Source organism: Acidobacteriota bacterium (assembly GCA_040752915.1).
GTDB lineage: Bacteria > Acidobacteriota > UBA4820 > UBA4820 > DSQY01 > JBFLVU01.
In genome coordinates this window covers 48,651-65,983 of sequence record JBFMHB010000004.1, presented here as the reverse complement: position 1 = coordinate 65,983, position 17,333 = coordinate 48,651, and the positions used below count along the sequence as shown (strand labels likewise).

Annotated in this window: 9 protein-coding genes; 8 read left to right on the top strand and 1 reads right to left on the bottom strand. The window is 68.0% G+C overall.

Annotated features, from left to right (window positions below; genetic code table 11):
- A partial coding sequence (locus AB1824_01655) for a HAMP domain-containing sensor histidine kinase (protein ID MEW5763656.1) occupies positions 1–1,351 on the top strand: 1,351 nt, incomplete at its 5' end.
- Positions 1,352–1,481: 130 nt separating this feature from the next.
- Here the strand turns inward: AB1824_01655 and AB1824_01650 are convergent.
- A complete protein-coding gene (locus AB1824_01650) occupies positions 1,482–3,263 on the bottom strand; it encodes an HD domain-containing phosphohydrolase (protein ID MEW5763655.1) in 1,782 nt (593 codons plus the stop codon).
- A 170-nt stretch (positions 3,264–3,433) separates the two neighbouring features.
- On the opposite strand from AB1824_01650, the gene dxs reads away from it, so the two are divergent.
- The 7 genes from dxs to AB1824_01615 all read left to right on the top strand — a co-directional run bounded on the left by dxs (position 3,434) and on the right by AB1824_01615 (position 16,815).
- Positions 3,434–5,362, top strand: a complete 1,929-nt coding sequence (gene dxs / locus AB1824_01645; GenBank protein ID MEW5763654.1) for a 1-deoxy-D-xylulose-5-phosphate synthase — start codon at positions 3,434–3,436, stop codon at positions 5,360–5,362.
- 196 nt (positions 5,363–5,558) lie between these two features.
- A complete protein-coding gene (locus tag AB1824_01640; protein MEW5763653.1) occupies positions 5,559–7,040 on the top strand; it encodes a leucyl aminopeptidase in 1,482 nt (493 codons plus the stop codon).
- Positions 7,041–7,146: 106 nt separating this feature from the next.
- Complete coding sequence (locus AB1824_01635; GenBank protein MEW5763652.1) at positions 7,147–8,286, top strand: glycosyltransferase family 2 protein; 1,140 nt, start codon at positions 7,147–7,149, stop codon at positions 8,284–8,286.
- 277 nt (positions 8,287–8,563) lie between these two features.
- The gene (locus tag AB1824_01630; GenBank protein MEW5763651.1) at positions 8,564–11,317 is read left to right on the top strand and encodes a 2-oxoglutarate dehydrogenase E1 component; all 2,754 of its coding nucleotides are present in this window, start codon (positions 8,564–8,566) and stop codon (positions 11,315–11,317) included.
- Between the two features lie 194 nt (positions 11,318–11,511).
- The gene (sucB, locus tag AB1824_01625; protein MEW5763650.1) at positions 11,512–12,786 is read left to right on the top strand and encodes a dihydrolipoyllysine-residue succinyltransferase; all 1,275 of its coding nucleotides are present in this window, start codon (positions 11,512–11,514) and stop codon (positions 12,784–12,786) included.
- Positions 12,787–13,042: 256 nt separating this feature from the next.
- Entirely contained in the window at positions 13,043–14,443 is a 1,401-nt protein-coding gene (gene lpdA, locus AB1824_01620; protein ID MEW5763649.1) for a dihydrolipoyl dehydrogenase, read from the top strand.
- Between the two features lie 494 nt (positions 14,444–14,937).
- Positions 14,938–16,815 carry a sigma 54-interacting transcriptional regulator gene (locus AB1824_01615; protein ID MEW5763648.1) on the top strand — a complete coding sequence of 626 codons (1,878 nt, stop codon included), beginning with the start codon at positions 14,938–14,940 and terminating at the stop codon, positions 16,813–16,815.
- Positions 16,816–17,333 lie beyond the last annotated feature (518 nt).

Genomic DNA, 17,333 nt, shown 5'->3' with positions numbered 1-17,333 from the left:
CGCCCACGGACTTTCCGACGAGGAACAGCTGGTGGCCGCGCTCCAGTCCAGCACCCAGCTGGCGGAACAGTTTCAAGAGGCCCACCAGCTCGGGCGTATGTACCAGGACCGCCTCGAGGAAATGACGCTCCTCTATCACATCGGCCGAGGCCTCGCGGGCGTTGATTCCACCGAGGCGGCCCTTCGGCTGGCCGGCACACTCATCCACGAGGCCCGGCCCGTCTGGAAGATCACGGTCTTCCTCCCGGGGGCCTCCGGTCCATCCCCCGTGGCGGCCTTCGGGTGCGAGGAGGACCCCCTCTGGCGCGTGGACGCTCCGGGGGCGGGGAACCTCGCCCTCGGCCTGCTCCAGAGCGGCGAGCGCATGAAGCTCGACAACCTCCGCGAGCGCCTCCAGCGTCTCCACGCCTCCCCCCTCCCCGACATCGGCGAGGCCCAGGCCGTCCCCGTAGGCCCCCCTGGCCGACCCGCCGGATACCTGCTCGTATACAGCGCAGCGGACCGGGGCTTCACGACGGAAGAGGAGCGGTTCTTCTCCCTGCTGGAACAGGTCGTGTCCCCGCGGATTCAATCGCTCCAGCTCATGGAGGATCTGGCGGCGGCCAACGAGAGGCTGGAGGTGAAGGTCCTCGAGCGGACCGCGGATCTCCAGGAGGCGCTGGAAAAGCTCAAGGAATTGGACCAGCTCAAGCGGGCCTTCCTGAACAACGTCTCCCACGAGATGAAAACGCCCCTGACCAACATCCGTTCCTACGCGGATCTCCTTCGCCGATACCCCAAGAAGCGGGAGGAGAACGCCGACGAGTACCTGGCCATCGTCGTGGACGAGTCGGTCCACCTCGAGAACCTGATCAACGACCTGCTGGCCTTCACGAAGGTCAAGGAGGCCCCCCGCGGGGAGGCGTGCGATCTCGTGGCCGTCCTCGAGGAGGTTCTCTCCGCCCTGGCCCCCCAGGCCGAGGCGCGGCACCTGACGGTTCAGGTCCAGAAGGAGAAGGACGTCCTTTTCTACGAGATGAACCGGGAGGACGCGGCGATCCTCTTCCGGCAGGTCCTGGACAATGCCGTCAAGTTCTCCCCCGAAGGCGTCAAGGTGAAAGTCTACCTTCTGCACGACTCCCGAAAGGTCATCTTCGCCGTCCGGGACTACGGGCCGGGGTTCCCCAAGGACCAGCGGGACCGGCTCCTGGAACCCTACGAGCCGGGCCGCCTTTCGGTGCCCAGCTACAAGTCCCCAGGCTTCGGAATGGGGCTCTTCCTCGTCCGGGAAGTCCTCTCCAAGTACAGGGGAGGCATCGCCATCGAAAACATGGAACCCGGCTCCAACGTCCTCGTGGAACTGCCGAAATAGAAGCGTTAGACGAGAGAAGTGAGACGTTGGACGAAAAACGGGAGAGGCAAAGGGGCGAGATGGCTGTTTCCCTGTCCCTCGGTGCCCTAATCCCCTACTCCCCTTGTACCCGGTCCCTCGGTCCCCCCATTCACGCGGGCTGTTTCTGGTGGGCGGGCTGGAAGAAGGGCGCGAACAGGCCCTTCTGGAAAGCCCGGTTGAAGGCCTCCACGACCTGGGGGTCGTACACGCTGACCTTCAAGTCGTTGATGCGGGCGGCCGCCTGGGCGGGCGTCATGGCCTTTTGGTAGGGGCGGTTCGTGGTCATGGCGTCGAAGGCGTCCGCCACCCCGATGATCCGCGCCAGGAGGGGGATGGACTGGCCTTTGAGGCCGTCCGGGTAGCCGCCACCCGCCCACTTCTCGTGGTGGAACCGGATCCCGGGGATGATGTCCCGCATCTGGGGAATGGACCCGAGGATCTGGGCCCCCTTGGGGGGATGGGTCTTCATGATCTCGAACTCCTCCGCCGTCAGGGCCCCGGGTTTCCTCAGGATGCGATCCTCGATGCCGATCTTGCCCACGTCGTGCAGGAGGGAGGCAATCTCCATGATCCGCATGGACCTCTCGTCCAGGCCGTATTCCTGGCCCACGATCATGGAGTAGGCCGACACCCGTTCGGAATGGCCGCGGGTGTAAGGATCCTTGGCGTCCAGGGCGTTGGCGATGGCGCGGATGGAGTCCATGAAGAGCTGCTGGGTCTCTTTCGCCGCCGCCTCGACCTTCTGGATGTACTCCTCGATCTCCCCGGCCATGGCGTTGAAGGCCCGGCCGAGTTCGCCGATTTCCGTGAGGCTCCGCACGTCGGCCCGCCGGGAGAAGTTTCCCCGAGCCAGGTCCCGGCTCACATCCACGAGGGTGGTGATGGGCCGGGTGATGAGCCGGGCCAGGTAGATCCCGATGACCAGGGCCCCCACGATGGAGAGGGCCACCCACCAGGTGGACTGGGCCTTCAACCGCACGATGGGGGCATAGTAGTTTTCCCGGTCCACCTCCGAGAAGAGGAGCCAGTCGTAGGTGGTGACCGGGGCGCAGGTGACCAGGAAGGTCCTCTTCTTTTCTCCCACGAGCTTGGTCACGTTGAAATTCACGGGGCTGGTGGGGAGAACCCCGGAAGAAAGGACCCTCTGGACCACGGGGTCCGAGGAGAGGTCCTGGGCCTGGGTCTGGTGGGCCCTCTCGGAGTGGAAGATCAGATGGCCCTCCGTATCGGTGACGTAGAGGGTGAATTCCCGGCTGTACACCTTCAGGCTGTCCTGGATGCCCTGGAGTAGAAAGACGGCCGTGATGGCCGCCACGGGCCGCCCCCCGGAGGAGACGGGGATGGTCACGGCCACCGCGGGTTCGGGAAGCCCCTTCAACGCGATGAGCTTGAGGAAGAAGATCCGGGAGAGGGTGGGCCGGCCGGTCCGGATGGCCTCCTCTCCGAGGGGAAGGACGTGGTTCGTCAGCTGGCCCTGCTCCTCGGGGAGGAGGCCGCGCCAGGGAGCCGTGAAGTGCCCGCCCTCGGCGTCCTGATAGGAGAGCAGGAGGGTGTCGTCGGCGAGGAACCGGCTCAGGATCCCGCGCTGGAGGAGGTCTTCGTACCGGGCCTTGTAGTCGGCGTCGTTGGCGAAGACCTCGAAGGAAGCCACCAGGTCCTGGAGGCGCCGGCGGTATTCGTCCATGAGGTTCTGGAGGTGGGCGGCCGCGGGCAGGGCCGTCTTGAGCTGGCGCTCCCTCAGGGATTCCTCGATCGTGTCCTTGCTGACCGAGATGGTCTTCCAGGCGAAGGAGACGAGGGGGACGACCACCAGGGCCAGAAGCAGGACGGAGAGAATCCAGAAGATGCCGATGGTTCGCCCGTTCCTCTCGCGGGACCCGCCGTCGTTCACGGCTCCTCCTCCACGCCGGGCGGATCCGCCGTCCGGCTTGAAACGAATTATACAACCGATCGGACTCGTATTTTCTTTCGACGGTTGACAGGGTTAGCCGCAGGGCTTTTAATCATGCCTGCCGGGACGCCGTCCGGAATGGCGCGCGATCCCCGGGCGTTGAGGCCGCCGTGAGACAGTACGCCCTGCTCCACACCATCCAGTGCCCCGCCGACCTCCGGGATCTTCCCGAGGATCAGCTTCCCCGGCTCTGCCAGGAGCTTCGGGAATACCTGGTGGAGGTGGTGTCCGGCATCGGCGGCCACCTTTCCAGCAGCCTCGGCGTCGTGGAATTGACCGTGGCCCTTCACTACACCCTGGACACCCCCCGCGACCTCCTCGTCTGGGACGTGGGTCACCAGGCTTACATTCACAAGATCCTCACGGGCCGCCGCGAGGCCCTCCGGTCGATCCGCCAGAAGGACGGCATTTCGGGCTTCCTCAAGCGGGAGGAAAGCCCCTATGACGCCTACGGGGCCGGCCACGCTTCCACGGCCCTCTCGGCGGCGCTGGGCATGGCGGCGGCCCGGGATCTGGCGGGGGAGAAGCGGCGCGTGGCCGCCGTGTTCGGGGACGGCGCCCTCACGGGCGGCATTTGCTACGAGGCCCTCAACAACGCGGGGGGAGGGGCCCGAAGACCCATCCTGGCCATTCTCAACGACAACCAGATGTCCATCTCCCCCAACGTGGGGGCCATCTCCAAGTACCTCAACAACTTCACCCAGACCCCCCTGTACCAGCGCTTCCGTCGCCGGGTGCGCGAGGGCCTCGAACGAATCCCCCGGTACGGGAAGCCCATGACCTTTCTGGCCCGCCGCCTGGAGGAAGGGGCGAGGGGAATCCTCACGCCGGGCGCCCTCTTCGAGGCCCTGGGCTTTGACTATTTCGGCCCCGTGGACGGCCACGATGTGCTGGGCCTGGTGAAGACCCTCCGGAACCTTCGGGACCTCGACCACCCGGTCCTTCTTCACGTTCTCACGGTGAAGGGCAAGGGCTACGCCCCCGCGGAGCAGTCTCCCGAGGGCTACCACGGGGTGAAGCCCTTCTGCCCGGACGAGGGGATCCAGCCCTCCCCGCCGGGCCAGCCCGTCTTCCAGGACGCCTTCGGGCAGAGCCTGGTTCAGCTCGCGCGCAAGGATGCGCGGGTCGTGGGAATCACGGCCGCCATGCCCACGGGAACGGGCATCGTCCCCTTCGCCGAGGCCTTCCCCGACCGGTTCTTCGACGTGGGGATCGCGGAGGAGCACGCCGTGATTTTCGCCTCGGGACTGGCGGTGCACGGGTTTCGCCCCGTGTGCGCCATCTACTCGACCTTCCTCCAGCGGGCCTACGACCCCGTGGTCCACGACGCGGCCATCCAGCACCTCCCGGTCCTCTTCTGTCTGGATCGCGCGGGGATCGCCGGAGAGGACGGCCCCACCCACCAGGGAGCCTTCGACATCGCCTACCTGCGCCACGTCCCGGGCCTGATCCTGGCCGCACCCAAGGACGGCAACGAACTGAGGGACCTCATGGCCACGGCCCTCGCCACGGAGGGCGCCCCCTTCGTTATCCGGTATCCCAAGGCCGCCGCCTCGCCCTTCGACCCGGAGGGCGAACCCCGACCGGTGCCCGTGGGAACCTGGGAGGTTCTCCGCGCCGGGACGGACGCCGCTGTCCTCGCCGTGGGCCCCTTGATCCGCGACGCCCTGAAGGCCGCCGAGGATCTGGCCGCCGAGGGCCTCTCCGTGGAAGTCGTGAACGCGAGGTTCGTCAAACCCCTCGACGAGGCCTATCTCTCCCAGAGCCTGCCGCGCTTCCCGCTGGCCCTCACGGTGGAGGAAGGCTCCCTGCAGGGCGGCTTCGGGAGCGCCGTACTCGAATGGAAGGAGGCGGCCGGCGTCGCCACCCGGGTTCTCCGACTGGGACTGCCCGACCGCTTCATCCCGCACGGACCGCGGGCGGTGCTCCTTGGGGAACTGGGGCTCTCGGCGGAGGGCCTCGCGAGGGCGCTTCGCTCCGCCCTCGCGGACCGTCCCCCCTCCCTTCGCCCCCTACGAGGGGGGGAAGCTCGCGGCTGATCCGACGGTCCCCTTCCTGGACGGATACGGCAAACCCTCCCCCGGATCGGCGCCACCCGGACTGGGCGCTCGGCCGCCCTGCCCGAGCCGGAGGCCTCCGTTTTCGCCTTCCCGCGCCCGTGCTATGCTCTTCTTTGCATTGGGCGGACGTGCTCGGGACGAAGCCCGTTTGAAACACGCGGTGTAAGGAGTTCGCATGCGCTGGTCATTTGCGTCGGGATCGGTGGAATCGCTGAAGGCCGAGGGCGTGGCCGTTGGGGTCTTCGAGGACCTGGATTTCTCGGTTCTCCCCTCCTCCTGGGCCCTCCCAGCGGCGGCCAAGCAACTTCGGTTCAAGGGCGGCGAGGGCGAGTCCTTCTTCGCCTTCGACCGCGTGGGCAAGCCGCCGAAGCACCTCCTGGTCCTCGGCCTGGGGAAGCGGGAATCCCTGGGGCCAACGACGCTCCGTGCCGCCGCCGCCCTGGCCGCCCGGCGCTTCCGCGAGCGCTACGTGGACTCCGCCGGCCTTCTCCTCCCCGTGGAGGGCGGCGCCCTCAAGGACCGCCGCCAGGCCGCCCGCGCCCTCGTGGAGGGGTTCCTCCTGGGGAACTCCGTCTTCACGGAGCTGCAGACGGAGACCGAAAAGCTCCCCAAGCCCCTTTCCCGAATGCAGTTTCTCGTCAAGCGCCGGGGGGAGGACCTGGACGGCGGGGGCGCCGTCGGTCAGGCCGTGGCCGAAGCCGTCCTCCTGGCCCGCGACCTCGTGAGCCGCCCCGCCAACCTTCTCACTCCCACACGCATGGCCGAGGAGGCCCGCAAGGTGGCCCAGGAGGGGGGCCTGACCCTCAAAGTTCTCGACCGCGCCGCCTGCGAAAAGCTCGGGATGGGCGCCTACCTGGCGGTGGCCCGAGGGTCCCGGAACGAGCCCAAGTTCATCCATCTCTCCTACCGGCCCAAAGGGGCCCGGTTCCGGCTGGGCCTGGTGGGCAAGGGCCTGACCTTCGACTCGGGCGGAATCTCCCTCAAACCCGCCGACGGCATGGGCGCCATGAAGAGCGACATGGCGGGATCCGCCGCCGTCCTGGGCGCCATGAAGGCCATCGCCTCCCTGAAGCCCCGCGTGGCCGTGGAGGCCGTCATGGCCATGTGCGAGAACATGCCCGGAGGGAACGCCTACCGGCCGGGCGACGTGGTGACGAGCCTGAGCGGGAAGACCATCGAAGTGCAGAACACGGACGCCGAAGGCCGCCTCACGCTCGCCGACGCCCTCACCTACATCCAGAGGCAGAAGGTGGACGCCCTCATCGATCTGGCCACCCTCACGGGCGCCTGCGTCGTGGCCCTGGGGCCGGACTTCTCGGGGGCCATGGGCAACGACCAGTCCCATGTGGACGCCGTCCTTTCCGCGGCCCGCGACTCGGGGGACGAGATCTGGCAGCTCCCCCTGCCCCCCGCCTACAACAAGTACATCAAGAGCGCCGTGGCGGACGTTTCCAACATGTCCCGGATCCGCTGGGGAGGCGCCCTCACCGCGGGCCTCTTCCTCCAGAAGTTCGTGGAGGAAAAGACGCCCTGGGTGCACCTGGACATCGCCGGGCCCGCCCTTCGGGACGACGACGGGCCCGACGCCAACAAGTCCGAGGGATCGGGCGTGGGCGTTCGGACCCTGGTCAATTTCGTCCTGGCCCGGGAAGCCTAGCCGCTCGGGGAGGCGGCGCCGGGGAGACTGCCGTGACCGGGAGAAACCCCGGGAAGGACGCCCGCAAGACGCTTTCTTGCGGCTCAGCGGCGGAGGAACCGCCTATATGAGGGCTCTGGAGTTGGTCCTCTGGGGCGTGGTTCTCTTCTGGGCCCTCGCCGCCCTCCACGCCGTCCTCAACGGCCTCCTCATTCCCCGGCTCCGGCGCACCGCGCCGGAAGGCGGCCTCCCCTTCCTCTCCGTGATCGTTCCGGCCCGCAACGAGGAGAAGGCCATCGCCCCGGCTCTCGAGGCGCTGTGCGACCAGGACCATCCGAATTTCGAGGTGGTCGTCGTGGACGACGGCTCCACGGACCGCACACCGGAGATCCTCGAGGGCCTCGCGCGGCGCCACACCAACCTCCGCGTCGTGAGGGGGGAGGAGCCGCCTCCGGGCTGGCTCGGGAAACCCAACGCCCAAAGGGTGGGGCTCGAAAACGCCCGAGGGGAGATCCTCCTCTTCGTGGACGCCGACGTGCGCTACGGCCCCGGCGTTCTCCGGAGGGCCGCCTCGGAGCTGGAAGCCCGCCGCCTGGACATGCTCCTCCTCCTCTCGACCCTGGAGGCCCGGGGACTGGAGCACGTCCTGATGAGCAACCTGGACGCCTTCACGCTGTACGTATCCCCCGCCTTCCTCGCCAACGTGCAGGCGCTGAAAGGCATCGCCTTCGGGGCCGGATCGGGAAACCTGGTCCGCAGGCGGGCGCTGGAAGCGTCCGGAGGGATCGAGGCCATCCGGGGCGAGGTCGTGGACGACGTGGCCATGGGAAGGCGGATCAAGGCCTCCGGCGGGCGGTTCCGCTTCGTCACGGCCTTCTCCGACGTGCGCGTGCGGATGTACGAAGGCCTGGGGTCCGCCGTGGAAGGGTTCACGAAAAACTACTTCGCCTTCTTCGGATTCAACCCTTTCCTGGGCGCTTTCCTGGAGGGCGGAAATCTCCTGGTCCACACCGCACCGGCCGGACTGCTCCTTCTCGCCCCGGCCCTCCACCTTCCCCCGCAGATCATGGCCCTGTCCGGCGCCAGCTTCGGCATCGGCCTCCTCCTCAACGCCGCCCTCTGCCTGTGGGCGGGCAAGCCTCTTTGGATCGCCCCGCTCTTTCCCCTGCGCCCCCTTTTCTGGTCCCTCATCTTGTTCCGCTCCGCCCGCCGCTACTACCGGAAGGGCATCGTGTGGCGAGGAAGGGAGTATGGAAAAGGTGAGTAGGTGAGTAGGTGAGTAGGTGAGTAAGTGAGTAAGTGAGTAGGTGAGTACGTGAGTAGGTGAGTAAGTAGGTAGGTGAGCAAATATGTCGGTGAGTTGGGGAGAGAGAGCCAACGGACGAAGGTCGGCCGGTACGCTTCCTCGACGGAACGGCGCGCGGCGGCAAGGGGATTCTTCTCTTCATCGCGGATTTCGCCTAGAATAACGGGAGGTTCGAGCCTGTTGGGACGGATGGGCCCCACGGGATTCCGGGGCCCGCCCGTCCGATAAGGAGACGTCCGTGTCCCTCGAGAAACCCCCCGTGCGCCTCGGCTCCCCCGCCGCCCTGGCGAGCGCCCCGCTGGTGGAGGCCCTGTACGAGCGGTACAAGGCCGAGCCGGAATCTCTGGACGAACACTGGCGCAGTTTCTTCCAGGGCTTCGAGCTGGCCATGTGCCCCCGCTCCTGCGTGGCGGCGGATCGCGCCCGGGCGCAGTCTCAGGTGGCGAGCCTCATCTTCGCCTACCGCAGCCGCGGCCACCTTCTGGCCAAGGTGGACCCCCTCGGCGATCCCGTGGACGATCACCCCGACCTCAGCCTGGACGCCTTCGGCCTGACGGAGGAGGACCTGGAACGCGTATTCGACACGGGCCACCTGGGAGGCCCCCAGCGGGCCACCTTGAAGGAGATCCTTCAGATCCTCAAGGAGACCTACTGCGGGAGCATCGGCCTGGAGTATCTCCACATCCAGGACGTGCGCGTCCGGCGCTGGCTCCAGGCGGAGATCGAGCCCGTCCGGGGACGCCCGAACTTCCCGCGCGAGAAGAAGCTGGAGATCCTCGAGCGGCTCATCGACGCCGAACTCTTCGAGACCTTCCTCCAGAGCCGGTACCCGGGCCAGAAGCGTTTTTCCCTCGAGGGGGCCGAATCCCTCATCCCGGCGATCCACGCGGTGGCGGAGATGGCGCCGGACCTGGGCGCGGAGGAGCTGGTCATGGGCATGGCCCACCGGGGCCGACTCAACGTCCTGGCCAACATCCTGGACAAGTCCTACTCCATGATCTTCTCGGAGTTCGAGGACATCGGCCTGCCCGACTCCGTGGGCGGCGACGGCGACGTGAAATACCACAGGGGGTTCTCCTCCACCCACGTGAACGCCTCGGGCAAGCCCCTCCACATCAGCCTCACGAGCAACCCGAGCCATCTCGAGGCCGTGGACCCCGTGGTCCTCGGGCGCGTGCGGGCCAAACAGCGCCGGAGGAACGACACCGTCGAGCGGAGGAAGGTGCTCCCCCTCCTCATCCACGGGGACGCGGCCTTCGCCGGCCAGGGGCTCGTGGCCGAAACGCTCAACCTCTCGGGTCTGCCGGGATACACCACGGGCGGAACGATCCACCTCATCGTCAACAACCAGATCGGATTCACGACCCTCCCCCGGGAGGGGCGCTCCACAACCTACGCCACCGACGTCGCCAAGATGATCGAGGCCCCGATCTTCCACGTGAACGGCGACGATCCGGAAGCCGTGGTCTTCGCCGCGGAACTCTGCCTCCGGTTCCGCCAGACCTTCGGCCGGGACGTCATCCTGGACATGGTCTGCTACCGCCGCCACGGGCACAACGAGGGGGACGAGCCCGCCTTCACCCAGCCCGTCCTCTACCGGAAGATCAAGGACCGGCCCTCGGTGCGCCGCCTGTATACCGAGCGGCTCATTCAGTGCTGCGACCTGGGACAGGAGGAGGCGGACCGGATCGCCGGGGCGTTCAAGGACCGGCTCCAGGCCGCCTTCGAGGCGGTCAAGGAGAAGGCCCCCTCCCGGGAGCGATTCGCCTTCCAGGACCGCTGGGCGGGCCTCGACGCGCCGTACAGCCACGCCCCGGTGGCGACGGGCGTCTCCCACGGCGTCCTCGTGGAGGTGGCCCGGGCCCTCACTCAGGTCCCCGAGGGCTTCGCCCTCAACCCGAAGGTGGCCCGGCGCCTGCCGGAGATCTTCAAGGCGGTGGCCGAGCGGGGGACCGTGGACTGGCCCACGGCCGAACTCCTGTCCTTCGGGAGCCTCCTCCACGAAGGCGTCCCCGTTCGCCTCTCGGGACAGGATAGCGCCCGCGGGACCTTCAGCCAGCGCCATGCGGTCTGGCAGGACATGAACACCCAGGAGCCCTACATTCCCCTGCGGAACATCCACTCCGGCCAGGCGCGCTTTTGCGTGTACAACAGCCTCCTGAGCGAGGCCGCGGTCCTGGGCTTCGATTACGGCTACTCCCTCGAAGAGCCCCACATGCTCGTCCTGTGGGAGGCTCAGTTCGGCGACTTCGCCAACGGAGCCCAGGTGATCATCGACCAGTTCATCGCTTCCTCCCTGTCCAAGTGGCAGAGGGCCTCGGGGATCGTCCTTCTTCTTCCCCACGGGTACGAGGGCCAGGGCCCCGAGCATTCGAGCGCCCACATGGAGCGCTACCTCCAGCTCTGCGCCGAGGACAACCTCCAGGTCGTGAACCTCACCACCCCCGCCCAGTACTTCCATGCCCTGCGGCGCCAGATGAAGCGGAACTTCCGCCGTCCCCTCGTGGTCATGGCGCCCAAGAGCCTCCTGAGGCACCCCCTCTGCGTCTCCCCGGTCCCCGACCTGACGTCGGACCGTTTCCACGAAGTCCTTCCCGACCCGGAGCCGCCCATGAACGTCCACCGCGTGGTCCTTTGCAGCGGTAAGGTCTTCTACGACCTTCTCGAGGCGAGGCGCAAGGCGGGCGTGACGGACGCGGCCCTCGTGCGGCTCGAGCAGGTCCATCCCTTCCCGGCCGCGCTCCTCCGCGAAGCCCTCGCGCCCTTTTCCTCGGCCCTGGAGGTAGTCTGGTGCCAGGAGGAGTCCATGAACCGGGGGGCCTGGACCTTCGTGGAGCCGCGCCTGAGGGATCTCCTCGGCGGCCTCCCCCTCCGCTATGCCGGCCGCAAGGCGAGCGCCAGCCCCGCCGTGGGGTCGCTCAGGGCCCACCTCCAGGAGCAGGCCGCCCTCGTGCGCGATGCCCTGGCCCTGAGCGAAGAGGGGACGAGATGAGGAGAGGCCGAGATGCCGGGATTCCGAAGAGCCAGCCGGGCGGCCATCTGCCTGGACGGCCCGTGGGTGGGTTCCTCCATCCCAAATCCCAAATTCGGAATCCGAAATTCTCATTGCCCCTTCTTTTTCTTTCGCCTTCCGCCTTTCGCCTTCCCACTTGTCTCCACTTGCCCTTTCTTTCTTGAGGTCTTCCCATGCGGGTTGAGGTGAAGGTTCCGACCGTGGGCGAATCCATCACCGAGGGTCTCCTGGCCGAGTGGCTGCAGGCCGACGGGGCGGTGGTGCGGACCGACGATCCCCTCTTCGTCCTGGAGACGGACAAGGTCACCATGACGATCAACGCGGAGCACGCCGGCCGCCTCGCCATCGCCGTGCCGGCGGGAAGCCCCGTGAAGATCGGCCAGACGGTGGGCTCCCTCGACACCTCCGCCCGGGCCGGCGCCGCTCCCGCCGTCCCCGCGGCGGCCCCGCCCGCCCCCAGCCTCCCTCCGGCCGTCCCCCAGACGCCCGGCCCCGCCTTGAACCCCGTGGCGGGCGTTCCCTCCCTGAGGGAGAAACTGGCCCGGCCCGAGGCCGTCGAGGCCCTGGCTCCCGCCGTGCGCCGCCTCGTCGAGGAGCATCGCCTCGATCCGGCCGCCATCCGGGGGACGGGCCGGGATGGCCGCGTCACCAAGGAGGACGTGGTGGCCTTCCTCGCCTCGGGAGTCCCCGCCCCGGCGGCCCCTGTTCCCACGGCGCCCGAGACCCCCGCGGGGGCCCAGGTCCGCAGGCCCCTCTCGCCCATCCGGTCCCGCATCGCCGAGAGGATGGTCCTTTCCCAGCAGACCACGGCCACCCTCACCACCTTCGCCGAATGCGACTGCGGCGCCGTCATGGCCCTTCGGAAAGCCCACAAGGAGGCCTTCCTGGCCCGACACGGCGTGGCCCTGGGCTTCATGGGCTTCTTCGTCAAGGCCGTCGCCGACGCCCTCCGCGCCTTCCCCGACCTCAACTCCTGGATCGAGGGGGCGGAGATCGTGGAGAACCGCGAGGTCCACATCGGCATCGCCGTGGCCGCCGAACAGGGCCTGGCCGTTCCCGTCCTGCGCCACGCCGACCGCCTCTCCCTCGCCCAGATCGAATCCGAGATCCTCCGCCTGGCCGCCCGCGTCCGCGAAAAGAAGATCACCCTCGCCGAACTCTCGGGGGGCACCTTTTCCATCACCAACGCGGGATCCTACGGCGCCCTCATGGGGACGCCCATCCTCAATCCGCCCCAGAGCGGCATCCTGGGCACCTACGCCATCCAGGAGAAGCCCGTCGTGCGGGAGGGACAGATCGTGGTCCGCCCGGTGATGATCCTCGCGCTTTCCTACGACCACCGGATGGTGGACGGCAAGACCGCCGGCCTCTTCCTCAAACACGTGGCCGACTTCGTGGGCCGCGCGGACGTGTCGCTCTTGGAGTTGGACGGGAGACGGGAGACGTGAAACGGGAGGGGCAAGCCAGAAGGCTGAAGGCCAAAGGCGGAAGAAAAAAGGGGACATTTCGGATTTGGGATTGGGGATTTGGGATTTGGGATTTGGGATTGGGGATTGGGGATTGGGGATTGGGGATTTCGGATTGGGGATTTGGAATGTGGGACGTGATGAACCCGCGAAGCCTCCGCCCAGATTATGGGGGCTCGGGTGACGTCTCGTCCTTCCTGGATCGTAGCATCTCGGCCATGCATATTCTCGGGAGTCCATAATGGAACCCTTTGACGTCGTCGTGATCGGAGCGGGGCCGGGTGGCTACGTCTGCGCCATCCGCGCCGCCCAGCTCGGCCTCAAGACCGCCCTCGTGGAGAAGGACGCCACGCTCGGCGGGACCTGCCTCAACGTGGGCTGCATCCCCTCCAAGGCCCTGCTGGAATCCAGCGAGCGCTACCACGAGGCCCGCGAGGGGCTCGCCGTCCACGGCGTGGAGCCTTCCGATGTCCGCCTGAACCTCACCGCCATGATGGCCCGCAAGGCCGCCATCGTGAAGGACCTCACGGACGGCATCGGCGTCCTGATGAAGAAGAACAAGGTGGCCGTCCTCAAAGGGGAAGGCGTCCTGAAGGGGCCTGGACGCGTGGAAATCAAGACCGGAGGGGATTCCCAGGACGTGCAGGCCAAGGCCGTCGTCCTGGCCATGGGTTCGGTGCCCGTGGAACTTCCTTTCCTTCGCTTCGACGGGGAGCGCGTGGTGACCTCCACCGAGGCCCTCTCCTTCGAATCCGTGCCGGGGCACCTGTGCGTCGTCGGGGCGGGCGCCGTGGGCCTCGAGCTGGGAAGCGTCTGGCGCCGCCTGGGCGCCCAGGTCACGGTGGTGGAGATGCTCCCCCGCGTGGCGCCCTTCGCCGATGGCCAGATGTCCACTCTTCTCGAGCGCTCCCTCAAGGCCCAGGGCCTCGTCATCAAGACCGCCACCACCCTCAAGACCGCGGAGGTTCTTCCCGACGGCGTCGCCCTGACCTTGGAAAACGGCAAGGGCGAAAAGGAAATCCTGGGCTGCGACCGGGTCCTCGTGGCCGTGGGCCGCAAGCCCGCTTCCTCCGCGGCGGGCCTGAAGGAAGCCGGCGTCATCCTCGACGAGAAGGGCCGCGTGGCCGTGAGCGACCGCTTCGAGACGAACCTCCCCGGCGTCTACGCCATCGGCGACCTCATCCGCGGCCCCATGCTGGCCCACAAGGCCTCCGAGGAAGGCATCGCCCTCGCCGAGATCCTCGCCGGGAAGCCCGGCCACGTGAACTACGGCGCCATCCCCAACGTGGTCTACACCCACCCCGAACTCGCCTGCGTGGGCAAGACCGAGGAGGAGCTCAAGGCCGAAGGCGTCCCCTACAAGGCCGGCAAGTTCTTCTTCAAGGGCAACGGCCGCGCCAAGAGCCTCGCCATGGAGGACGGCGCCGTCAAGGTCCTCGCCCACGCCCAGACCGACACGCTCCTCGGCGTCCACATCGTGGGCCCCCGGGCCTCGGACCTCATCCCCGAGGCCGTCCTCGCCCTCGAGTTCAAGGCCAGCGCCGAAGACCTCGCGCGAACCAGCCACGCCCACCCCACCCTCAGCGAAGCCCTCATGGAGGCCTGCCTCGCCGTCGACAGGCGGGCCATACACGGATAGACCCTCCAGGGGAGGGCTCTGCCCTCCCCTAGGACGCTTCGCTGTACCCCACCCTTCAAGGATTGCGCTGCGGCCGAAGTGAATTCGGCCTCGCGCGTCTGTTCCCTCTCGGGGCGTGGCGGTGTCGAAGGGGTGCGGGGGAACGGGGAGGTTCCCCCGCTCGGAGGACCGCCCCCGCAAGGGGAGGGGGTTACAGCCTGCCGCGGGCAGGCGTCCTAGGGGGGCGCCCGAGCCCCCCTGGGAAGCGCGCGCCCCCGCGCGCCGCCAGGCCCACCCCACCCTCAGCGAAGCCCTCATGGAGGCCTGCCTCGCCGTTGACAGGCGGGCGATCCACGGATAGACGTTAGACGGTAGACGTTATAGACCAGGCGGTCTTATATAATCCCCAAGTCCTCTCTTTCCCCACGCCTCCTCATATTTCTCACAAGAAAGAGGGGGGCTGGACCACCCTTTCCTCCGTCTTCTTCTTTCCGTCGTGGTAGGATTGCGGTGGCATGAGACTCTGGATTCGCTTCCCTGGTGAGAAATCCCTCCTCGTTGACTTCGCGGGGTGGACATCCCTGACGGTGGGGTCGTCGCTGGAGTGCGACCTGCCGGTGCGGGCTCGGTACGTTTCGCGGCGCCACCTGGAACTTACGCGGTCGGGGGAGGAGGTCCGCTTCCGCGACCTGGGCTCCTCCAACGGGACCTACCTCAACGGGACCCGGAAGGAGGAGGGGGCCCTTCGCGCGGGGGACGTGCTGGGCGTGGGCGAGGCGTCGATCCAGATGGCCGAATCGGGCACCGATGCCTTTCCTGCCGGCGGCGCCGCTCCCGAGGTCCGGGTGACGGCCCTGGCCGACCTGGGGGGCGGCGGGGAGGACAACCGGGGCGGGGGATCCGAGAGCCGCCTCTACGGCCTGGACGAGATCGCCTCGCTTCTCGGGACTTTCCTGGCCGAGGGCCGGACGGGGCAGGAGTGGTCCCACGCGTGCCGCTTTCTCCGCGGGGCCCTGCGCGCCCGGGGGGTCCTGTGCTACGCCTGGCAGGAGGACCGCCTCTGCCTGTCGGGGACCTCGGGGCGTTTTCCGGAGGAGGCCCTCCTTCCCGCCCAGCGCGAGGCCCTTTGCGCCCTGCCCAAGGTGGCTTCCGCCGAGGCGGCCTCGCCCTCGGGCCCCGTGCGGATCTCCTGCCTCCCCGTGAGCGCCGGCGGCCGCCGCGTGGTGTTTCTGGCCCTCCACGAGGAGGGCGCGGACCCCCTCCTGCGCCACCAGGAAATCCTGCCGGTGGTTTACGTGGTGTGCCGGCTGGTGGCGGAGTGGAGCGAGGAGTTGAGGGCGCGCGACGTAAAGGTGGGCGAGCTGGCCGAGCGGGTGCGCGCCGTGGAAGCGAACCTCGTGGCCACGGCGGATGGCGCCGAACCCCTCGTGGGACGGAGTCCCCTTCTCGTGGAGGAGATCCGCTCGGCGGACAAGGCCGCGCCGACGGAGGCCTCCGTGCTCCTCGTCGGGCCAACGGGGTCCGGCAAGGAACTCTTCGCCCGGCGCATCCACAGGCTCTCCCGGCGCGCCGCGGGGCCCTTCGTGGCCATCAATTGCGCCTCCATCCCCGAGACGCTCCTCGAGAGCGAACTCTTCGGGGTCTCGCGCGGCGCCTACACGGGCGCCGACCGGAGCCGGGCGGGGTTCTTCGAGCGGGCCGCTTCGGGCACCCTCTTTCTCGACGAGGTCTCGGACCTTCCCGCGGGCCTTCAGCCGAAGCTTCTCCGGGTGCTCGAGGAAAAGCAGGTGGTCCCCTTGGGGGGCGCCCGCCCGGTGAAGGTGGACGTGCGGGTCGTGGCGGCCACCAACCGGGATCCCTCTTCCCTCATCCGGGAAGGACGCTTTCGCGAGGACCTCTACTTCCGTCTGGCCCAGGTGGTTCTGCGCGTCCCGCCCCTGACCGAGCGGGGGGACGACCTCCTCCTCCTGGCTCACTATTTTTTGCAGGTGGCCAACCGGGAGTATCAGAAGAACGTCCAGGGCTTCGACGACCGGGCCGTCTCCGTCCTTCGACGGTACTCTTGGCCCGGCAACGTCCGGCAATTGCAGTCGCTTGTCAAGCAGGCCGTCCTCCTGGGCGACGGGCCGGTGATCACCGAGGCCCAGGTGACGGCCCTCCTGGAGCGCTTTCACGACGGCCGCCCCCTTCCCCCCACCGCCCTGTGGAGCGAACCGTGGGCCGAGGCCTGCGAGCGCTTCGAGGAGGACTACTTCCGCAACCGCCTGGCCCGCCACCGGGGAAGCCTCACCGACCTCGCCAAGGAGATCGGCATGACCCGGCCCAACCTCTATCTCAAGATGCGTAAGTGGGGATTGAAGCAGGGAGAAGGAAGGGGAAAGGCCGAATGCTGAAGGCGGAAGGGGGAAGGGAAAGAAGGGGCATTCGGACTTGGGATTTGGGATTTGAAAACAAAGGCGAACGCGAGATCCGCTGGGCGGGCGCCCGCGCCCGCCGGTCTCCCGACCGGAGCAAAGCGTTAGACGTGAGACGCAAGACGAGAGGCGCGGGCCTGCGTAACGGCCGATGCCCGCATGGACCGAGGGGCCGGCTCTTGCAAGCAAGGGCCGCTGTAGTGGAGGCCTTCAAATGCGCGAGGGCACGGAGGCCCTCCCCTACGGCGCGATCGGCGCCGCGTGCGGCTTCTTGGCCGGGGTTGACCGAAGCCGACCGACCGGAGGGAGGGAGGCGCGTCCCGACGCCGATGGCCCTAGGGCAAGGAAGGCGAGGCGGCCGCACCGGAATCGTACTTCCTGTACGCTGAGGATGCGGGCGCCGAAGCCTGACGCCGCAATAGGGCCGTCGCCGTCGGCTCCCCATGGAGTTCGGGGGGCCGGCTTGGTTCAGGGGGTGCAGGCCGCCTCAGAAGAAT

Coding starts and splice junctions, on each gene's coding strand:
- AB1824_01640 (MEW5763653.1), top strand. CDS start 5,559: ATGCGCTGGTCATTTGCGTCGGGATCGGTGGAATCGCTGAAGGCCGAG.
- sucB (MEW5763650.1), top strand. CDS start 11,512: ATGCGGGTTGAGGTGAAGGTTCCGACCGTGGGCGAATCCATCACCGAG.
- AB1824_01635 (MEW5763652.1), top strand. CDS start 7,147: ATGAGGGCTCTGGAGTTGGTCCTCTGGGGCGTGGTTCTCTTCTGGGCC.
- AB1824_01615 (MEW5763648.1), top strand. CDS start 14,938: ATGAGACTCTGGATTCGCTTCCCTGGTGAGAAATCCCTCCTCGTTGAC.